This is a genomic window from Pollutimonas subterranea, from assembly GCF_002849655.1.
Classification (GTDB): domain Bacteria; phylum Pseudomonadota; class Gammaproteobacteria; order Burkholderiales; family Burkholderiaceae_B; genus Pollutimonas; species Pollutimonas subterranea.
Genome location: NZ_PDNW01000001.1, coordinates 396418 through 416379, shown reverse-complemented (window position 1 = coordinate 416379; position 19962 = coordinate 396418). Strand labels below are relative to the sequence as shown.

Annotated in this window: 24 protein-coding genes; 19 read left to right on the top strand and 5 right to left on the bottom strand. The window is 58.9% G+C overall.

Translation table 11 applies throughout. The features are described from left to right. Nucleotides 1-10: 10 nt before the first annotated feature. Entirely contained in the window at nucleotides 11-724 is a 714-nt protein-coding gene (locus CR159_RS01965; protein ID WP_102072295.1) for an alpha/beta fold hydrolase, read from the bottom strand. Nucleotides 725-760: 36 nt separating this feature from the next. Here CR159_RS01965 and CR159_RS01960 point away from each other — a divergent pair, with 36 nt between their 5' ends. The 18 genes from CR159_RS01960 to CR159_RS21750 all read left to right on the top strand — a co-directional run bounded on the left by CR159_RS01960 (nucleotide 761) and on the right by CR159_RS21750 (nucleotide 15591). Continuing rightward, a complete protein-coding gene (locus tag CR159_RS01960; protein WP_102072294.1) occupies nucleotides 761-2314 on the top strand; it encodes a phospholipase D family protein in 1554 nt (517 codons plus the stop codon). Between the two features lie 245 nt (nucleotides 2315-2559). Further along, nucleotides 2560-3810: an urea ABC transporter substrate-binding protein gene (urtA, locus tag CR159_RS01955; protein ID WP_102072293.1), complete on the top strand. Its 1251-nt coding sequence runs from the start codon at nucleotides 2560-2562 to the stop codon at nucleotides 3808-3810. A gap of 15 nt (nucleotides 3811-3825) precedes the next feature. Next, on the top strand, nucleotides 3826-5463 hold the full coding sequence (gene urtB / locus CR159_RS01950; protein WP_102072442.1) for an urea ABC transporter permease subunit UrtB: 1638 nt from the start codon (nucleotides 3826-3828) through the stop codon (nucleotides 5461-5463). Next, nucleotides 5460-6593, top strand: coding sequence for an urea ABC transporter permease subunit UrtC (urtC, locus tag CR159_RS01945; RefSeq protein WP_102072292.1), 1134 nt, complete (start codon nucleotides 5460-5462; stop codon nucleotides 6591-6593). The genes urtB and urtC overlap by 4 nt, the downstream gene beginning before the upstream one ends. 47 nt (nucleotides 6594-6640) lie before the next feature. Then, nucleotides 6641-7447 carry an urea ABC transporter ATP-binding protein UrtD gene (gene urtD, locus CR159_RS01940; protein ID WP_102072441.1) on the top strand — a complete coding sequence of 269 codons (807 nt, stop codon included), beginning with the start codon at nucleotides 6641-6643 and terminating at the stop codon, nucleotides 7445-7447. A 1-nt stretch (nucleotide 7448) separates the two neighbouring features. Further along, the gene (gene urtE / locus CR159_RS01935; RefSeq protein ID WP_102072291.1) at nucleotides 7449-8147 is read left to right on the top strand and encodes an urea ABC transporter ATP-binding subunit UrtE; all 699 of its coding nucleotides are present in this window, start codon (nucleotides 7449-7451) and stop codon (nucleotides 8145-8147) included. Between the two features lie 5 nt (nucleotides 8148-8152). Beyond that, nucleotides 8153-9022, top strand: a complete 870-nt coding sequence (locus CR159_RS01930; protein WP_102072290.1) for an urease accessory protein UreD — start codon at nucleotides 8153-8155, stop codon at nucleotides 9020-9022. A gap of 21 nt (nucleotides 9023-9043) precedes the next feature. Continuing rightward, nucleotides 9044-9346, top strand: coding sequence for an urease subunit gamma (locus CR159_RS01925; protein WP_102072289.1), 303 nt, complete (start codon nucleotides 9044-9046; stop codon nucleotides 9344-9346). 50 nt (nucleotides 9347-9396) lie between these two features. Next, nucleotides 9397-10017, top strand: coding sequence for a HupE/UreJ family protein (locus tag CR159_RS01920; RefSeq protein WP_102072288.1), 621 nt, complete (start codon nucleotides 9397-9399; stop codon nucleotides 10015-10017). Nucleotides 10018-10057: 40 nt separating this feature from the next. Next, complete coding sequence (locus tag CR159_RS01915) at nucleotides 10058-10363, top strand: urease subunit beta (protein WP_102072287.1); 306 nt, start codon at nucleotides 10058-10060, stop codon at nucleotides 10361-10363. Further along, nucleotides 10363-12078 carry an urease subunit alpha gene (gene ureC / locus CR159_RS01910; RefSeq protein WP_102072286.1) on the top strand — a complete coding sequence of 572 codons (1716 nt, stop codon included), beginning with the start codon at nucleotides 10363-10365 and terminating at the stop codon, nucleotides 12076-12078. Before CR159_RS01915 ends, ureC begins: the two co-directional genes overlap by 1 nt. Before the next feature lie 2 nt (nucleotides 12079-12080). Continuing rightward, nucleotides 12081-12644: an urease accessory protein UreE gene (gene ureE, locus CR159_RS01905; RefSeq protein ID WP_102072285.1), complete on the top strand. Its 564-nt coding sequence runs from the start codon at nucleotides 12081-12083 to the stop codon at nucleotides 12642-12644. After that, nucleotides 12607-13341: an urease accessory protein UreF gene (locus tag CR159_RS01900; protein ID WP_304528611.1), complete on the top strand. Its 735-nt coding sequence runs from the start codon at nucleotides 12607-12609 to the stop codon at nucleotides 13339-13341. The genes ureE and CR159_RS01900 overlap by 38 nt, the downstream gene beginning before the upstream one ends. A 14-nt stretch (nucleotides 13342-13355) precedes the next feature. Continuing rightward, the gene (gene ureG, locus CR159_RS01895) at nucleotides 13356-14018 is read left to right on the top strand and encodes an urease accessory protein UreG (protein ID WP_102072283.1); all 663 of its coding nucleotides are present in this window, start codon (nucleotides 13356-13358) and stop codon (nucleotides 14016-14018) included. Between the two features lie 118 nt (nucleotides 14019-14136). After that, nucleotides 14137-14670 (top strand): hypothetical protein, encoded by a 534-nt coding sequence (locus tag CR159_RS01890; RefSeq protein ID WP_102072282.1) that lies wholly within the window; start codon nucleotides 14137-14139, stop codon nucleotides 14668-14670. A 246-nt stretch (nucleotides 14671-14916) separates the two neighbouring features. Then, complete coding sequence (locus CR159_RS21760; RefSeq protein WP_233208132.1) at nucleotides 14917-15264, top strand: YcaO-like family protein; 348 nt, start codon at nucleotides 14917-14919, stop codon at nucleotides 15262-15264. Beyond that, entirely contained in the window at nucleotides 15212-15445 is a 234-nt protein-coding gene (locus tag CR159_RS21755) for a hypothetical protein (RefSeq protein WP_233208131.1), read from the top strand. The genes CR159_RS21760 and CR159_RS21755 overlap by 53 nt, the downstream gene beginning before the upstream one ends. After that, nucleotides 15421-15591 (top strand): hypothetical protein, encoded by a 171-nt coding sequence (locus CR159_RS21750; protein ID WP_233208130.1) that lies wholly within the window; start codon nucleotides 15421-15423, stop codon nucleotides 15589-15591. The genes CR159_RS21755 and CR159_RS21750 overlap by 25 nt, the downstream gene beginning before the upstream one ends. Nucleotides 15592-15607: 16 nt before the next feature. On the opposite strand, the gene CR159_RS01880 is transcribed toward CR159_RS21750, so the two are convergent. Then, nucleotides 15608-16792 carry an aminotransferase class V-fold PLP-dependent enzyme gene (locus tag CR159_RS01880; RefSeq protein WP_102072281.1) on the bottom strand — a complete coding sequence of 395 codons (1185 nt, stop codon included), beginning with the start codon at nucleotides 16790-16792 and terminating at the stop codon, nucleotides 15608-15610. A 128-nt stretch (nucleotides 16793-16920) separates the two neighbouring features. After that, a complete protein-coding gene (locus tag CR159_RS22075; protein WP_255398713.1) occupies nucleotides 16921-17046 on the bottom strand; it encodes a hypothetical protein in 126 nt (41 codons plus the stop codon). 231 nt (nucleotides 17047-17277) lie between these two features. Here CR159_RS22075 and CR159_RS01875 point away from each other — a divergent pair, with 231 nt between their 5' ends. Further along, the gene (locus tag CR159_RS01875) at nucleotides 17278-17661 is read left to right on the top strand and encodes a DUF4168 domain-containing protein (RefSeq protein WP_102072280.1); all 384 of its coding nucleotides are present in this window, start codon (nucleotides 17278-17280) and stop codon (nucleotides 17659-17661) included. Here CR159_RS01875 and CR159_RS01870 read toward each other — a convergent pair whose 3' ends face one another. Continuing rightward, a complete protein-coding gene (locus CR159_RS01870; RefSeq protein ID WP_102072279.1) occupies nucleotides 17662-18540 on the bottom strand; it encodes a class I SAM-dependent methyltransferase in 879 nt (292 codons plus the stop codon). 27 nt (nucleotides 18541-18567) lie between these two features. Then, the gene (locus CR159_RS01865; protein ID WP_102072278.1) at nucleotides 18568-19899 is read right to left on the bottom strand and encodes an APC family permease; all 1332 of its coding nucleotides are present in this window, start codon (nucleotides 19897-19899) and stop codon (nucleotides 18568-18570) included. Nucleotides 19900-19962: the final 63 nt, after the last annotated feature.

The following is a 19962-nucleotide window of genomic DNA, read 5'->3' as shown; positions in this document are numbered from 1 at the left end:
AGCCGGGGACTCATATCTTGAGCAATATGTCGCTCAATAGTTCAGGATGAGTGATATGCGCCTCGTGCGGGGCTGGGACATCGATCCAGTTCCAGCCCTGCAGCGATTGCACCAACTGACGCGAATCTTCCAGCAAATGATGCGAGGGCTTGCTGCAGTGCAGGTAGGTGCGCGGCAGGCCATTGCCGATGGGATTATTCAGGACCAGGGGTGTCATGTAGCTGGCCAGTGGATGCGGAGTCATTCGGCGACTGACCCAGTCGTACTCTGCCGTCCCCGGCTCCAGTCCCCATACCGGGGGGATTTGTGCGAGCACCGGTACAGCCATTCCACCAGTAGCCTTGGCCGCCGAGGCAATACGGGCGTCGGCATCCGCCTTGGGATAATTCGAAAAAGCGTTCTTGCCGCTTTCCAGCACAACCGAGTCAAAGTAGACCAGATGCGCAATGCTCTCTGGAATGCGATCTGCGACGCCGGTTATCGGCACGCCCGCAAAACTATGTCCAACCAGAATGACGTCATCCAGTTCCTCTGACTGGATGACCTGGATCAGGTCGTCGATGAAAACGTCAATCATGATATCGTTGCGCAGCAAATGGGCACGGTCACCCATGCCGGTAAAGCTGGGCGTAAAGACTTGATGGCCGGCATCGCGCAGCCGGCTCGCCACAGCGCGCCAGCACCAACCACCATGCCATGATCCGTGTGCCAGAACATAATTCATAGAAAAGTCCTTTTGAAACAGGCAGGAGCCAAAACAATGAGCGTACCAGCACGCGCCTCGCTATATATAATTTTCGCCTGCGTGGCGGCCCTGATTGCCGGATGCACGTCCCTGCCCTCTCTGGAAAACCGGACGTACACCACGGCCTTGCCTACTGAGGAATCCGTTCGCACCACCCTGGGGAAAGGAATCTCGCACATGGCGAGCGCCCATCCGGGAAAATCAGGCATCCATATGCTGTCCAATCCCAGGGATGCGTTCGCGGTGCGTGCGCTGCTGGCAAAGGCCGCCGAACGTACGCTGGATGTTCAATACTATATCTGGCGCAAGGACCTGACCGGCACGCTGATGTTCGAAGCCTTGAGGACGGCAGCCGACCGCGGTGTGCGCGTGCGCCTCTTGCTGGACGATAACAATCCGTCCGACCTGGACGCCACGCTCTCGGCCCTGGATGCGCATCCAAATATCGAAGTACGCCTGTTCAATCCGTTCCTTGTCCGCTCGCCAAAGTGGCTGGGCTACATTACGGATTTTTCACGCGCCAATCGGCGCATGCACAATAAATCCTACACCGCCGATAATCAAGTCACCATCATCGGCGGCCGCAATATGGGCGACGAGTATTTTGGTGCCACCGACGGTGTACTGTTCGCCGACCTGGACGTGGCCGCAATCGGCCCCATCGTCAAAGAGGTATCCGACGATTTCGATCGTTACTGGAATAGCCAGTCGGCTTATCCCGTGGAATTGATACTACCGAAGGCAGACCCTGAACGCCTGCAAGCGCTAAGGTCCGAGGCCGCTCTCCTGGAACGTGACCCGCGGGCCGAGACCTATTTGAAGGCTCTGCGCGACTCCGGCCTGGTCCGGCAACTCGCCGACGAAACCATCGCCATGGACTGGGCGGTAACCCGTATGGTCAGTGACGATCCGCGCAAAGGACTGGGCCAAGTGCCGAAAGAGCAGTTGCTGACCCATGAGCTGGGCCAGATTATTGGCGAACCGAAATCCGACGTCAAACTGACTTCGCCCTACTTTGTGCCGACTGAAGCGGGTGTGCATAGTTTTACGGCGCTGGCCAAGCGCGGCGTGAAGCTGCAGATCCTGACCAACTCGCTGGACGCCACTGATGTCGCCGCGGTTCATGCGGGCTACGCCAAGCGGCGCAAGGCGCTATTGGAGGCCGGCATCGAGCTTTATGAAATGAAACGCCTGTCGGACGGACCAAGGGACAAAGGCAGCGGTCCTTTTGGCAGCTCGGGATCCAGCCTCCATGCCAAGACGTTCACCATAGACAGCGAACACGTTTTCGTCGGCTCATTCAATTTCGATCCCCGGTCGGCGAAACTGAACACCGAGCTCGGCTTTGTGATTGACAGCCCCGCGATGGCGATGCAAATCAACACCGCGTTCAATGACAAAGTGTTAGCCATCGCCTACGAGGTCAAGCTCACCGACGACGGGGATGTGTACTGGATAGAACGCAAGGATGGCGAAGAAACGCGTTACGACACCGAACCGCACGCCAGCCTGTGGCGACGCATCGCCGTCAAGATTTTTTCGGTGCTTCCCATCGACTGGCTGCTTTAGCCCACCTTCCTCATAGAGGCATCGCGCACGCACTGACTTGGCGCACGCGATTTGTGTTGCGCCATCGTTCACGCACCATACTGAAGCAGAGGATACCCAGGCAGGGCAAAAAACGCCCGAATATACATTTCGGCACACGATGATCTGACGCAGGGAACTGGCACGACTATTGCGTATAGCGATAGGAGTTGTTCATTCCGATCGCGCCGTTCCAGGCGATCTGTTCCTTCCCCTCCGGAGTCATCATGAAACGTAGACTGGTCCTCAAGCAATTGACCGCAGTGAGCTTTCTTGCATTATCAGGCTGGATGCCCCAGGCACTGGCGGCCGACACCATCAAGGTCGGCATCCTGCACTCCTTGTCCGGCACGATGGCAATTTCCGAAACGTCGCTCAAAGACGTGGCCCTGATGACCATCGAGGAAATCAATGCCAATGGCGGCGTATTGGGCAAGAAGCTGGAACCCGTGGTCGTCGATCCCGCATCGAACTGGCCTTTGTTTGCGGAAAAAGCCCGCCAGCTATTGGCACAGGACAAAGTATCGGTCGTGTTCGGCGCCTGGACCTCGGTCTCGCGCAAATCGGTGTTGCCTGTCTTCAAGGAGCTGAACGGCCTGTTGTTCTATCCCGTTCAGTATGAAGGGGAAGAGCTCGAGAAAAATGTCTTCTATACCGGAGCCGCGCCCAACCAGCAGGCCATACCGGCCGTTGAGTATTTGATGAGCGAAGATGGCGGAGGTGCCAAGCGCTTTGTATTGCTGGGCACCGACTACGTCTATCCCCGTACGACCAACAAGATCTTGCGCGCCTTTTTGCATTCCAAGGGCGTCAAGGACAGCGACATCGACGAGGTCTACACGCCCTTCGGCCATTCCGATTATCAAACCATCGTCGCCAACATCAAGAAGTTCTCCACGGGCGGAAGAACGGCGGTCATATCGACCATCAACGGTGATTCGAACGTGCCCTTCTACAAGGAACTGGGCAATGCGGGGCTGAAGGCCACCGACGTCCCCGTCGTGGCTTTTTCGGTGGGTGAAGAAGAACTGCGCGGCGTGGATGCCAAGCCGCTCGTCGGCCACCTGGCCGCATGGAACTACTTCCAGTCCATCAAGAACCCGGTCAACACGGCCTTCATCGACAAATGGAAGGCCTACGCCAAAGCCAGGAACCTGCCCAACGCTTCAACCGTCGTGACCAACGATCCCATGGAAGCCACCTATATCGGCATCCATATGTGGAAGCAAGCCGTCGAACAGGCCAAGACAACAGACGTTGACAAGGTCATCGACGCAATGGGCGGCCAGACCTTCACCGCTCCCGATGGGTTCACCATCCAGATGGACAAGACCAATCACCATCTGCACAAGCCCGTCTACATCGGCGAGATCAATGCCGATGGACAGTTCGACGTGGTGTGGAAAACCAAAGGTCCCATCCGCGCCCAGCCATGGAGCCCGTACATCGCGGGCAATGAAAACAAGCAAGGTCTTTAATTGGACGAGTTCGCCATGGGCTACGCCGCATTCCTGAAGTTATGGCGCCGGATTTTCCTGACGCTCCTGCTGGTGACGCTCACTCCGGGCGCGCTGGCGGCAGAACCGGCAAACATCGATGCGGCGCTGCTCGCCCCATTGGCGAACGGCGACACCGACGCCAAGCTGCGGGTTATCTCTCAGCTTGGCCAACTGGCCAATCCCCGCGCAGCACAAGTGCTTGAGGCGCTATCCAGCGCAAGCCTCCATACCACCCCCGAAGGCCGCGTCCTGATCGCCCATGACGGCAAGCCGGCCATCGACGCGGTGACAGGGGAAGAACTGGATGTTCCCGCCGACGCCAGCACCGTCATGATCAACAACCGGCTACGGCGCGCCATTACCGGCGCGCTGGCCATATCGCAACTTTTCTCCGACGATGCTCAAGTCCGCCTCTCCGCTGCCAAACGCATGCAGCAAAGCACGGACACCTCGGCCATCGATTTGATTGCTCAGGCGCGATCCCGCGAAACGGATACCGAAGTGCAAAGCGCACTGGATGTCGCGCAGGCCAGCCTGGAACTGAAAAGCCCCGATGCCGCCACGCGCGTGCGTGCCGTCGAGCGACTGGGCCGCACCCAGCGCGGGGAGTTCCGACCCATACTGGCGAGCCTGCTTATCCAGAACAACGAAGGCGTTTACGCCGAGCCCGACGAAGGGGTGCGCGCCGCCGCGGTGACCGCATTGCGGAGCATAGACCGCCACCTCAGCAAAATTGAGTGGGCGGGCAATCTGTTCTACGGCATAAGCCTGGGCAGCGTCCTGCTCTTGGCGGCACTCGGCTTGGCCATTACGTTTGGCCTGATGGGCGTGATCAATATGGCGCATGGCGAATTGCTGATGATAGGCGCCTACGTCACTTACCTGATGCAATTGTTCTTCCGGCAATTCGCGCCGGCCTGGATAGACTGGTATGTGATCGCAGCCCTGCCCATGGCTTTCCTGGTGACGGCCGGCGTCGGCATGGCGCTGGAACGCACCGTCATCCGATGGCTGTACGGACGACCTCTCGAGACCCTGCTGGCGACCTGGGGAATCAGCCTGATTCTCATGCAAGGAGTACGGACCATCTTTGGGGCGCAGAATGTGGAAGTCAGCAATCCGTCCTGGATGTCGGGCGGCGTCACGCTGCTGGGCGGCCTGGTACTCAGCTATAACCGCCTCGCCATTATCGTGTTCGCGTTGCTGGTCGTCTTCTTCGTATGGCTGCTGCTGAACCACACCCGCCTCGGCCTGTTCGTGCGCGCCATCACCCAGAATCGCCGCATGGCCGACTGCGTGGGCGTGCCCACAGGCCGTGTCGATATGCTGGCCTTCGGCCTGGGTTCCGGCATTGCGGGCTTGGGGGGGGTCGCCCTATCCCAATTGGGCAACGTAGGTCCAGACCTCGGGCGCGGCTATATCGTCGATTCATTCATGGTGGTCGTCCTGGGCGGCGTGGGCCAATTGGCCGGCACCGTGATCGCGGCGATGGGCCTGGGCGGCCTGAACAAGTTTCTTGAACCCTGGGCCGGCGCCGTCCTGGCCAAAATCACAATACTGGTGCTCATCGTGCTTTTCGTCCAGAAACGTCCGCAAGGACTCTTTGCGCCGCGCGGCAGGAGCGTCGAATGACTTCGCCTACTTTGGTGGCTACGCACCCCGCCCTGCTGCAACGGCAACGCCTGTTTTCACCCAAGGCCTGGACCGGCCTGATGGCGGCCGTCGTGGTACTTGCCTTGCTCCCCATGCTTAACCTGGTGCTGCCTGCCGACCACCCGCTGCACATATCCTCGTACGCCATCGCCTTGCTGGGCAAATTCATGTGCTACGCCATGGCTGCCCTGGCACTGGACTTGGTGTGGGGTTATGCCGGGATCCTGTCGCTGGGCCATGGAATATTCTTTGCCCTGGGCGGCTACGCGCACGGCATGTATCTCATGCGTTCCATCGGCTCCGATGGCGTGTACCAAAGCCACCTGCCGGACTTCATGGTGTTTTTGGACTGGAAGGAGTATCCCTGGTACTGGGCGTTCACCGATCACTTTGCATACGCCATGCTGCTCGTCGTACTCGTACCCGGCGTGCTGGCATTCATCTTCGGCTACTTTGCGTTCCGCTCGCGTATCAAGGGCGTGTACTTTTCGATCATCACGCAAGCCATGACGTTCGCCGCGATGCTGCTTTTCTTTCGCAACGACACAGGTTTCGGCGGCAATAACGGCTTCACCGATTTCAAGCGTATCCTGGGCTTTGACATCACCGCCCCCGACACACGGGCCGTGCTCTATTGGACGACACTGGTCGTGCTGGCACTGGCGCTGGTTTTTGCACGCGCCATCACACAGTCCAAGCTTGGGCGGGTGCTGACCGCACTGCGTGATTCCGAAAGCCGCCTGCGTTTCATCGGCTACGACCCTCTCGGCTTCAAGCTGTTTGTCTGGACCGTTTCGGCGGTCATGTGCGGTATCGCCGGGGCGCTCTACGTGCCCCAGGTAGGCATCATCAATCCCAGCGAAATGTCCACCGAAACGTCAATAGAAATGGTGATCTGGGTGGCCACCGGCGGTCGCGGCACACTGATCGGCCCCATCCTGGGCGCAGGCGTGGTCAATGGACTCAAGACGTGGTTTACCAGCGTGCTGCCGGAGTTCTGGCTGTATGCGCTCGGTCTTATCTTCGTGCTGACGACGCTGTTCCTGCCACAAGGCATCGTGGGACTGCTGCGCCGAATTACTGCCCGCCATGCAAGGAGAACCTCTTGAAACCCGAGCGCGCACGACAACTGCAGGAACTCCAGGCGGCGGTGCTGATGACGGACTCAGGCAGCGATGCCTCGTACGGTCATGTCGCCACCCGGGATGTCGATACTCGCCACGGTGTAATTCTTTACCTGGAAGATATCACCGTGAGCTTCGATGGCTTCAAGGCCTTGAACAAGCTGAACCTGGACATTGGTGTCGGTGAGTTGCGCTGCATCATCGGCCCCAACGGTGCCGGCAAAACGACCATGATGGACGTCATCACTGGAAAGACCCCGCCAACATCCGGCACGGCCTTCTTCGGCCAGAACGTCGACCTGACCAAGCTCAGCGAAACCGAAATTGCACATGCCGGGATAGGCCGCAAGTTCCAGCGGCCCACTGTCTTCGAAAACCACAGCGTCTTCGAAAACCTGGAACTTGCCATGAAGACGGACAAGCGCGTGGGGCCCACCCTTTTTGCAAAACTGACCGGTCAGCAAGCTGACGCAATCGGCTCCACCCTTGAACTGATACGGCTGACGCACGAGGCATGGCGCCCGGCCGGCCTGTTATCCCACGGGCAGAAGCAATGGCTGGAAATCGGCATGCTGCTGATGCAGGAGCCCATGCTTCTACTGCTGGACGAGCCGGTAGCCGGCATGACCGACGCTGAAACCGAACGCACCGGCGAGCTGCTCAACGAGTTGAAAGGCCGCCACTCGCTGATGGTCGTCGAGCACGACATGGACTTTGTCACCAGCATTGCGGGCAATGGCAAGGTCACCGTTTTGCACGAAGGGTCGGTCCTTGCCGAAGGCTCCATGGCGCAGGTCCAGGCGGACCAGCGCGTAATCGAAGTTTACCTGGGACGCTGACATGCTGGATGTACAGGCCATCAACCAATATTACGGCGGCAGCCATACACTGCGGGGAATATCCTTGTCGCTGGAAAAGGGCGAGTGTCTTGCCTTGCTGGGCCGCAATGGCGTGGGAAAGACCACCCTGCTCAAGTGCCTGATGGGCGTGCTGCCGGTTTCTTCAGGCAGTGTCGTCTTCAATGGCGAGGACATCAGCCGGCTGGCGCCGCATGAACGCGCGGCACGCGGTATCGCCTATGTGCCGCAAGGACGCGATATCTTTGCGCGCCTTACCGTGGAAGAAAACATTCTCATGGGCATGGCGACCAAGCCCGCCGCGGCGGCGCGGCGGATCAAGGGCGAGATCTTCGAGCTTTTCCCGGTGCTCAAATCCATGTTGGCGCGCCGCGGCGGCGATCTTTCAGGAGGACAGCAACAACAACTGGCCATTGCGCGAGCCCTGGTTGCCGAGCCGAAATTGGTCATACTGGACGAACCGACCGAAGGCATCCAGCCATCCATCATCAAGGATATTGCCAAAGTGATACGGCTACTTCGGGAACGCGGCGACATCGGCATCTTGTTATGTGAGCAATACTTCGATTTCGCCCGCGAGCTGGCCGACCAGTTCGTGGTGCTGTCGCGTGGCGAGGTAGTGGCGGCTGGCGATAAATCTCAAATCGATGGCGACGACGTCCGTAGCCATCTCTCGGTCTGACAAGCATGCTGACCCTTGCCCATCCCGCAACCCTCGACCAGTGGCACGCAAAACTGGCCCTGACGTTCGCGCGGCAAGGATTGGACAAAACCGTACTCGCAAAGCGCAAGCACGAAGGACCACTACTGGTCCAGAAAACGCTCTACCCTGAAGGACCGGGCATCTGCCACGTCACCATCCTGCACCCCCCTTCCGGCATTGCCGGCGGCGACGTCCTGGAGATCGACATCGATGTCCGGGACGGCGCCCATGCCGTATTGGGCACACCAGGCGCTACGCGCTGGTACAAGGCCAATGGCCGGCATGCCGCCCAGCATGTACGGATACACCTGGCGGCCGACGCATGCCTGGACTGGCTACCCCAGGAGAATATTTTTTTCGAGCAATCCCAAGCGTCGATGAGCACATGCCTGCATCTGCAAACCGGCGCGTGCGCAATAGGATGGGAAATCACCCAATTGGGCAGCATTGGCAAAGCGACGCATTGGGACGAAGGCTGCGTGCAGTTGAACACCGAGCTGACACTGGACGGCGAAGCACTATGGCTGGAGGCCGGCGAGCTCTATGCCGACAGTCCCTTGCGCCATAGCGGCAACGGTCTATCGGGCTTTCCCGTGCTGGCCACCTTATGGGCATTCGGCCCCATGCTGGGCACCGAGCAGGTCGACGACCTTGCCGCCGACCTGCCCTGGACCCAAAACCTGCGGGCGGGCCTGACCCATATGCCGCAACCGAACGAGCAAGGCCTGAGCCTGGTTCGCGTGCTTGGACTACATGTGCAGGATGTAAAGCGCCTGCTGATCGCGCTCTGGATGCGCATGCGGCCGCTCGTGCTGAATACGCAAGGCGCTCATTTGCGCCTATGGAATACCTGAAGCTCGACAAGGAATCAAATAATGGATCTCACTCCCCGTGAAAAAGACAAGCTGCTTATCTTTACCGCCGCCCTGCTGGCCGAGCGGCGCAAGGCGCGCGGCGTCAAGCTGAACTACCCCGAATCGATCGCGCTGATCACAGCCGCATTGATGGAAGGCGCGCGCGACGGCCGCAGCGTCGCCGACCTCATGCAGTTCGGCACCACGATACTGAACCGTGACGATGTCATGCAAGGCATACCCGAAATGATCGCCGACATACAAGTGGAAGCCACCTTTCCAGATGGCACCAAGCTGATCACCGTCCATCAGCCCATCATCTGACGCGGTACCCGCAACACTGACGAATCTTTTATTTATCCGGGAATTTTCATATGTCTACTCGCCCACATTCACCCAGCCGGACTATCAGTGCGACCGGCGCCGCGGCCCTTGTCCTTATGTCAGGTGCCGCCGCGGCGCACCCCGGACATGAACATGCCCTATCCGGCCATATGTTCGAAGCCGGACTGCTTCACCCCTTGACCGGGATGGATCACTTGCTTGCCATGGTGGCGGTGGGCATATGGGCCGCACTTAGCCACACGAATATGCGCCAGGCCATCTGGACCCCCATCGCTTTCCTGTGCCTGCTGCTGGCGGGCGCACTGGCGGGTATGGCCGGCTTCAGCTTCCCAGGGGTAGAGCCCGTCATCGTGGCGTCCTTGCTGGTGCTTGGGCTTTTGGTGGCGAGCCGTGCAACACTGCCCGGCCCGGCCAGTGCAATTCTGGTGGGCTTTTTTGCCTTGTTCCATGGCATGGCGCATGGTTCCGAATTGCCGGCCGGTGCGGGCGCCACCGCGTTTATCGCAGGCTTCATGCTCAGCACCCTGGTCTTGCACGGACTGGGCTTGGCTGGCGGCTTCGCACTTAAACAACGAGCCTTGTGGCTGGCACGCGCCACAGGTGCCGGCATTGCCGCATACGGTATATCCCTGTTGGCCTCGACCGCCTGAAGCACAGAAAATCCGCCAACTCAAATTCAGGACGCCAACCATGATACCTGGTGAAATCATTGCCGAGCCCGGCGACATCGAACTGAACGCCGGCCGCGCCACCTGCGTGGTCGACGTCGTCAACGTCGGTGACCGGCCCGTACAGGTCGGATCCCACTACCATTTTGCCGAGGTCAATGCCAGCCTCGAGTTTGATCGGGAACTGGCCCGCGGATACCGTTTGAATATCACTTCCGGTACTGCGGTGCGTTTCGAGCCGGGCCAGAAGCGCACGGTCGAGCTGCTGCGGCTGGACGGCGACCGCGTTGTCTACGGTTTTAATGCCGCCGTTATGGGGCCACTCTGATGGTAGCCATTTCACGACGCGCCTATGCCGAGATATTCGGTCCCACTATCGCCAACGGCGTGGGCGACCGGGTCCGCCTTGCCGACACTGGACTGTTGGCCGAAGTCGAGCACGACCACACCATTTTCGGTGAAGAAGTGAAGTTCGGCGGCGGCAAGGTCATACGCGACGGAATGGGGCAAAGCCAGCGCATGAGCGCCGATTGCGTCGACAGCGTGATCACCAACGCGCTGATCATCGATGCGATCACCGGCATCATCAAGGCCGACATCGGAATCAAGAACGGCCTGATCTCGGGCATAGGAAAAGCCGGCAATCCGGATATCCAGCCTGGCGTCACCATCGTGATAGGCCCAGCCACCGAAGTGATTGCCGGCGAAGGCATGATCATCACAGCGGGCGCCATTGATTCGCACATCCACTTCATCTGTCCTCAGCAGATCGAAGAAGCCACGGCCAGCGGCATCACCACCATGATAGGCGGGGGCACGGGCCCCGCCACCGGCACCCTCGCGACCACTTGCACGCCAGGTCCCTGGCATATCCACTCCATGCTCAGTGCGCTGGACGCATTTCCCATGAACATCGGCCTGCTGGGCAAAGGCAACGCCAGCAAGCCAGCGCCGCTATTGGAGCAGGTGCAAGCCGGCGCCATAGGCCTGAAGCTGCACGAGGATTGGGGAACCACTCCCGCCGCTATCGATACCTGCCTGACGGTGGCCGACCAGACCGATGTGCAGGTCGCCATCCATAGCGATACCCTGAACGAATCCGGTTTCGTCGAGGATACGTTCAAGGCCTTCAAGGGGCGCACCATCCACTCCTTTCATACTGAAGGAGCCGGAGGCGGCCATGCTCCCGACATCATCCGGGCGGCCGGCATGCCCAATGTACTGCCCGCCTCCACCAACCCCACCATGCCCTTTACCGTCAACACCGTCGAAGAGCACCTGGACATGCTGATGGTCTGCCACCACCTCGATTCTTCCATTGCCGAAGACGTTGCATTCGCAGAAAGCCGCATACGCCGCGAAACCATCGCCGCCGAAGATGTGCTCCACGACCTGGGTGCATTCTCCATCATGAGTTCGGATTCGCAGGCCATGGGGCGCATCGGCGAAGTCGTGCTGCGCACCTGGCAGACCGCCGACAAGATGAAGACGCAGCGGGGCGCACTGGAGGGCGACAGCGCACGCGCCGATAACCAGCGCATCAAGCGCTACATCGCCAAGTACACCATCAACCCGGCTTTGGCGCACGGCATCAGCCATAAAGTCGGTTCGATCGAAGTGGGCAAGCTGGCCGATATCGTGCTGTGGCGACCCGCTTTCTTTGGCGTCAAAGCCAGCATGGTGCTCAAGGCCGGCATGATTGCGGCGGCCAGCATGGGCGATCCGGGCGCGTCCATCTCCACGCCGCAGCCCGTGCTTTTCCGGCCCATGTTCGGCAGTTTCGGCAAAGCGCTAAAGACTTCCATCACCTTCCTGTCGCAAGCCGGCATGGCGAATCCCGCCGTTCATGAGCTGGGCCTGACCAAGACCCTGGAAGCCGTCCACGGATGCCGAAGCGTCGGCAAGAAAGACATGGTGCACAACAACTGGCTGCCGCACATTACGGTCGATCCACAAACCTATCAAGTCATGGCCGACGGCCGGCTGCTGAGCTGCGAGCCCGCCACCGTGCTGCCCATGGCGCAACGCTACTTCCTCTTCTAGCCATGCGTATTATCAGAAAGCATCTGCGCGACGCGCACCTTGCACCCTCACTCATCAATAACGCCCCTAAGGCAATCCTGGCGTACTCATTGCGCTGCCGCAGCCGCCAGCGTATCAAGCTGGACAACGGCGAGGTGGTCGGCCTGATCCTGAACCAGGGCACGGTGCTGCGCCACGGCGACATCCTGGTGGCGGACGATGGCAAGCTCATCGCGGTACACGCCGCCATCGAACCCGTCGTACGTGTCGGCGCCCGGAATCCGCTCCAGTTGACTCGCGCCGCGTATCACCTGGGAAACCGCCACATCCTCGTCGAAATCGGTCCGGACTATCTGCAATTCGAGTACGATCCAATCCTTGTCGATATGCTGAATCAGTTGGGCGGCATCACGATAGCCACGGTGCAGTCGCCGTTCGAACCTGATGCGGGCGCCTACGGCGGCGGACACAAGCATGGCCACGATGAGACGTTTGCCGAAGACTATGCACTGGCGCAGTCGGCCTATGCCGCGCACGACGGGCATACGCATGAACACCCTCACAAGCATGAACATCCCCACAAGTAAGGGTGGCATGGATACCCGCCAGCTTACGGCCCTGCTGCAGCTATCGTCGCCTGCATTGCCTATAGGCGGCTACAGTTATTCGCAAGGTTTCGAAGCCGCCGTGGACCTGGAACTGGTCCACGATGAAGCGACCGCCTGCGCATGGATACGGCAACAGCTGGAACTGGTCATCGCGCAATGCGAAGCCCCAGTGTGGGCGTTGTTGTTCACCGGCTGGGCCGACGCGAACTGGCAGGGACTGGGCTACTGGAACAAATGGTTCCATTCCTCGCGGGAAACTCGCGAAATGCGCCAGGAAACCGAACAGATGGGATGGTCGTTGGTGAAGCTCGCCACCGACCTGGAATGGGGCGAGGCGGCAACACGCGAACGCATACTCGCGCTGCCGACCGTCACCTTGCCAACCGCCCATGCCTATTGCGTGCACGCATTGGGCATCAACCAGACAAGCGGAATGGCGGCGTACATTTTTGCGTGGCTGGAAAACCAGGTCATGGCCGCCATAAAGACCGTACCCCTTGGGCAAATGTCCGGGCAACGCATCCTGAACCAATTGCGCCTAGGCATACCCGCCCTATGCAGCGAGGCTCTGAGTCGCGCGGCACACCGGCCGCCTCGCATCCATACGCTCGCGCCACAACTTGCCATCCTGTCGTCCCGCCATGAGACCCAGTACTCCCGTTTATTCCGATCCTGAAGAAAGGCCGCATTATGCCCACCCATCGAAACTTCGGCACCACACCGCCATCGCGTACCAAGTCCCTGCCGCCGCTGCGTATCGGCGTAGGCGGTCCGGTTGGATCCGGTAAAACCACCTTGCTGGAAATGCTGTGCAAGCGAATGTCGGAAAAGTACGACCTGATCGCCATTACCAACGATATCTACACCAAGGAAGACCAGCGCTTGCTGACGATTTCAGGCGCCCTGCCGGCCGAGCGCATCATGGGTGTCGAAACCGGCGGCTGCCCTCATACGGCAATACGTGAAGACGCCTCCATCAATCTGGAGGCGATAGACCGGATGCTGGGCCGGTTTCCCGACGCGGACATCGTCTTCGTGGAATCGGGCGGAGACAACCTTGCCGCCACGTTCAGCCCCGAACTCTCCGACCTGACACTCTATGTCATCGACGTCGCAGGCGGCGAGAAAATACCCCGCAAAGGCGGACCTGGCATTACAAAATCCGATCTCCTTGTCATCAACAAGACCGACCTCGCCCCCTACGTCGGCGCCTCGCTGGAAATAATGAGAGAAGACACGCTGCGCATGCGCGGGGACCGTCCATTTGTCATGGGCACCATCAAGAACGGCGTGGGGCTTGATGAAATCATTGCTTTCATCGAAATTGAAGGCATGCTGGCGGACACCCGGTGACCCACGGGCCTGGCACGCTCTCAGGCACCACCGTTTCAGCAGTCCCGCTGGCTTCCCGCTAAAAAGCGTAAAATACTCCGTCCCTGGATTTAGACCACAGTATTGGAAGCGACCCATCTTGAACACGAAAAGAAGCAAACGCTGGAATGGCAACTTAGACTCATTAAGCGCAGATTTCCTGAAAGACGTCATCGAAAAAATGGAGTCCTACGGCCCCAACGTGCAGTTTGAACTACCCGGTAATGCGCAACGTCCGAATTATCAAGTCATCAACAATGCCGGCAAAAAAATGGCATTTGACAAAAAAAACCTGTTGATGAGCCTGAACTCCGACGGCAATGTCAGCGACACGCTATCGGCCGTCTTTACACTTGAAGCCGTCAAGACTGTGATGAAGGGCGGCGGCGCCAAGACAGTCACCCGGGCACGCGCAAGCACGCCCAGGACCGCATCCAGCGGCACCCGCAGCAGCTACACACCCGTGGCCCAGGTCATTGATACCGTCGAGCATGACAAGTACGCGTACTTCAAGGCCAATCGGGAAACCTTGCCCGAGGGCATCCAGAAGCACTCGGCAGATATCAGCACGCTCATGAAGAACGGCATGTCTGCTGAACAAGCTTTCGACGAAATCATCAAGCAGCATTTTTAGACTTTTCAAAGCCGGCCATCGCCGGCTTTTTTCTTCTGCCACCGAGATCTTCCACCGCATGACAATCGAGAGCTTTATCCCCGGCAAAGACGCCTCCCTTGAATCCACGATCAGGACCATGCGGGAGAAGCTAGAAACACGGGGCTTCCATCTGAATGAATCGTCGTTGCTGCATGAGGTTGACGGAATCTGGTCAACATCATCGGCAACCTCTACGTCAGTAACGGCATGGCGGCCGGCAACACGATGATGGAAGCACGGACTCAAGCCCTGTCCGAGATTTTCGAGCGCAGCGTCAAGTACCGCATCATCAGCGAAGGGCTGAGCCTGCCCGAAGTGCCTGACGAAGTCATAGCGCGCTTTCCTAACATCCAGGCGGGTATCGCAGGCTTGCGCAAGGCGGGTTTCGGCATCCTGGTCAAGGATGCCTCGTTGGGCGGACGCTACCCGGTCATGAATGTGACGCTGGTACATCCCAAAGACCAGGGCGTATTCTCCAGTTATGGCGCCCACCCGCGCCTTGAAATTGCGCTGGAGCGCAATGACCGAACTGCTGCAGGGCCGCGCGCTCGACGCATTGGAAGGCTTTCCTGAACCAGGCTTCGACATGAGCGAAATCAACGCCGTGACCAACCTGGAGATCCATTTCGTGGACTCCAGCGGCGTGATCAGCTGGAATTTCATGCGCGACACGCCTGATTTCCCGTTTTCCGACTGGAACTTCAGCACCAGCACGCAGGAAGATTACGAATGGCTCGTCGCTCGCTGGTGTTGATGTATGGCGCCGTAACGGTCCGCCAGGCCGAAGCTTTGCTGGACCGCAGCGAGCGATTCTTCGGGCTGGACACGCTGGGTGCCGACATGCAGGGCAGCGCGATGCATCAGACCTTGCTGGCCGCCTACGACAAGCTTTTCGCATAGCGCTGCACGGGCAGGCTCACGGGCCGCCCGCCTTAATAGACTGCAGGAAATCCAGCAAGATATCGATTTCGTGTTCGGTATTGAAATAATGCGGGGATGCCCGGACCAGCGGCGGCAACCCACGGCGTTCGGCGTCCAGACGCGTGCCGGATGGCAACGTCACGCCTATCGTAATCCCTTCGTTGGCGGCCAGCTCCACCACCTGCTCGGCGGACTTGCCTTCCAGGGTGAAGGAGACGATTGCCGACGGATTACGGCCCAGATCGCACCCTGTCGCGGCCGGCAGTGCCTTCAAGCCCGATCGCAATCGGGCGGCCAGCGCCACACAACGCTCCTGAATGGCGACCATGCCTATTTCCGCCGCATAGTCCAACGCAACGCCCAGCCCTGCGCGCGCTACATAATTGGACTCCCAGGTTTCATAGCGGCGCGCGCCGTCGCGCAGCCCATAGCGGTTCCGCTCAAGCCACGGCGCTGAAAAATGATCGATGGTGTGCGGTTCCAACTGTGACATGAAGCCGCTGCGCACATACAGGAAACCTGTCCCGCGCGGTCCACGCAAGAACTTGCGTCCGGTTGCCGTCAACATATCGCACTGCAGCGCCTGGACGTCCACCGGCATCTGCCCTAGCGCCTGGCACGCATCGAGCAGATAGGCAATGCCATGGGCACGCGCGATTTTCCCGACCTCCGCCGCGGGATTGACCAGGCCCCCATTGGTCGGAATCCAGGTCAGGCATATCAGTTTTACACGGGCACTGATCATGCCATGTAATGCATCCAGATCGATCTCTCCGGCGGCATCGCTGGGAACAACCCGAATCTCGATGCCCCGGCGTTGACGCAACTGCAGGAGCGCCACGAAATTGGCTCCGTACTCCGCTTCGCTGGTCAACACCACGTCGCCTTCCTCGAAGGACATGGAATAAAACGCCATTTGCCAGGCCGCAGTGGCGCTCTCCATGAAGGCGATTTCCTGCGGTAGGGAACCTATCAAACGCGCGGCAGAAGCATAGGCTTGCGCGAGGCGCATCTGCTCGCGATCGTATGCCCCATAGCCGCCCAATTCGACTTCCAGATCAAGATAGTCACGCATCGCCCGAACCACCGGCGCCGGCATCAGCGACGCACCCGCGCTTGCCAGGAAAACCTTGCCCTCTGCGGCGGGTGTATCGGCACGTATACGTTCAATATCAAACATGATCACTCCTGCCATGTCGGGCGCGGCGGCTGGGGGTTGTCACGGCAACGCAGCCATGCCGCACGCGCACATAAGTATGGGCGCCGGAGCGCCCTTGCATAATGCCTATACGGAAGTGTAGAACCCCGTTATTTTTTCTTGGCGTCAACGCCTTTCGATGCTGTAGATCCAAAAGGTGAAGCCGGTGTTGCGGGCTTGGGCGCCTGTTTAGGCTTTTTTGCCTCTTTATTACCGCGTAATTGACCTTTTGCCATGAGAATACTCCTTGACCTACGATAGTGACATGCCAAATGGCCCCATTAGCATACGCGTAATTGCACGACAGCGGGTAAGTCAGGCACGGGTCTAACGAATTTGGCGCGAGTCGCTGCCAAAACGGGCGTTACCCGTCGTTGCGCCTGGATAACAAACAATACGGGATAACCCTTGAAGTCTACTCTTAGGCTGTCATCATGTAAGGTCATTCACGCACGCTAGGAGACTGCATGCAACGACGTTACACCCGAACCTTGCCCGCTATCCTGTTAACGCTAGGCCTGAGCACTGGCGTCGCCATGGCGCAACAGGCGGCACCCTCTCAATCGCCCAGCGCGCCGGCCACGGCGCCAGCAGCGAATTTCTCCGATGCACAACTGCAGAAATTTGTAGCGGCATCCCAGAAGGTTGCCATGATTTCCCAGGAATACACGCCCAAGCTGCAAGGGTCCAGTGACGAAGGCACCCGCAACAAGGTATTCAAGGAAGCCGACGAGAAAATGGTTGAAGCCGTGCACGCCGAAGGGATGACGGTTGACCAGTTCAACGGCATGAACCAGGCAATTCAGACCAATCCCCAATTGGTCCAGCGCGTTCAAAAAATGGTCAAGTAATCAGGAAGGAGACCGGGTCTCGCCAGGCCGGGTCTCGGCAGCGCCAGACCCAGTCTCGCTAGACCGACTCGCATTCCAGCCATTCACGCCGTTTATCGTTCCGCTGATTGTGTTGCCGTTGACCTGGCCGCTATACGTCGCATCCCCCGCCTTAAAGACAAGTTGAGTGCCATTGAGGCGGCCATCGCGGATCTGCTGCGTATCGCTGCCATTGCGCAGCGTTCCTTCAACCGTCTGATAGGATTGATCCAGCACCAGTTCCTTGTCATCCAGCCGCCAGGCACCAGACACCTTGGCCGGCACTATCCATTTGTAGGCGGTGCAGAAGTGCGTGCACCCCTCTTTCACGTCGATCGTATCGTCCGGCTCCCAGTCGCCCATGGTGAAAGAGTTGGATAGAACTCGCGTACCCGGCTTCATATTAAGTATGGTCGGACGTAACTTGATATTAAGATCCGGCAGCAGGAATAGCGTCAATACTGTGGCGTCCGAGAAATCGGTCTCGAAAATGTCGGCGTGCTCGAACGTGGCTTTATCGTCGACGCCCTCGAGTTTTGCCGTTCGTTTGGATAGGGCCACCATATTCGGGTCGTATTCAATGCCGCGGGCCTTGGCGCCCCGCTTGGCCGCTGTGATGACTGTCCTGCCGTCGCCCGATCCCAGATCCACCAGGTAATCCGAGCTGGTCAACTTGGCGGCATTGAGCATCTGATCGACCAAGGCTTGGGACGTAGGCACCCAGATTACATCTTTGCCCGACTGGCCGACCTTGGGTGTAAACGTAGATGAGTCGGCTGTAGCGGTCTGTGCCGGCACGTGCTGGTGCAGTGCGACCATGCACAGTGCAGCGACGGTTAGGCATTTGCGAAGTGTGTGCATAGACAGGCCTCCTGATCGTTGGCGAAGCTAGTACTCCATTTCTTCTTTCAGCTTCTTTTTGAAAAAAAGTATCGGTATGCCCGAAATAAGCACTGCAAGGCCAATCAAGCCGGCGACGCCAGTGTAAGCAATGCTGGCATAAAGCATGTACAGGCAGGTGCAACAAAAGATAAACGGCGTCAAAGGATAAAACGGGACTTTGTACGGTAAAACGCGTTCCGGATGACGCCAGCGCAGAACGAAAAGTGAGATGGCGACCATTAACAGAAAGCCCCAGAACACCGGCGCGGTATAGTCGACCATGGCCTTGAAGCCATCGCGGGTAATGGCGCCCATGGCGATCAGCGCAAGCGCAATCACCGCCTGCATGATCTGACCGTTGGCCGGTGTCTTGCCGCGTCCGTCCCATACTCCGACCCAGGACATGACCGTCATATCGCGCGCCATCGAATAGAACACCCGGGCACCGGTGAATATGGTGGCATTGAGCGTCGAGATCGCCGCAATCACTATCGTCAAGGTCACAATAACTTCTGCCGACGGTCCGGCGACCACACGCATCATGTCCGCGGCAACGGCATCCGACTTACGCAATCCATCCAGCCCCAAGGTTGAAAGCAGCGCCACGTTGGCGAGCACGTATAAAGCCACCACCACTACCGTGCCGATAGTAAGCACTCTGGCAATATTACGGGGAGCATCCTTCAACTCGCCCGTCAGGTAGGCGGCCTCGTTCCACCCTCCGTAGGTGAGCAGAACGAAGATCATTGCCATTCCCAGTCCGGCCGTCTCGGGCGGCATTGAAACCGACGCGGCCGGCTCTACAGAACTCAACAGTCCAAACATGATAATCCCGGCCACCGCAAGGACCTCGATAAATGTCACGACAATCTGAAGGTTTTTTCCTTCGGTAGAGCCAATGATATTCACGGTGCTCAGTATGATTACCGACAAGGCGGCATAAATCGCCGGGCCATACGGACCTAGCGGCGCGATTTGCGCTGCGTAATCCCCCAGCACAAAGGCTACGCCCGCGATCGCGCCAGTCTGGATGACCGTGCAGCGCGCCCATCCAAACATCATGGCGACTGATCGGCCATACGCGCGGGACAGGAAATGGTATTCGCCGCCCGTGTTCGGGTGTGCGGCGGATAATTCGGCATAGCACAATGCACCGATCAGCGTTATTGCCCCGCCCAGTATCCACACGAGGACAAACATCAGTTCGCTGCCGACGTTAGCCGCTACGATGGACGGCGTTCGAAAGATGCCGATACCGACGACCAAGCCCACCATGATGGTTACTGCATCGAACACCGACAGCAGAGCCTGGGGTCCAGCGCGGTCTTGGTCGGCCATTTGAGCTCCCGTTTGCATGATTTACGTGTTGATGGCGGCCACGCCGGAAGATATGTTTCCGAA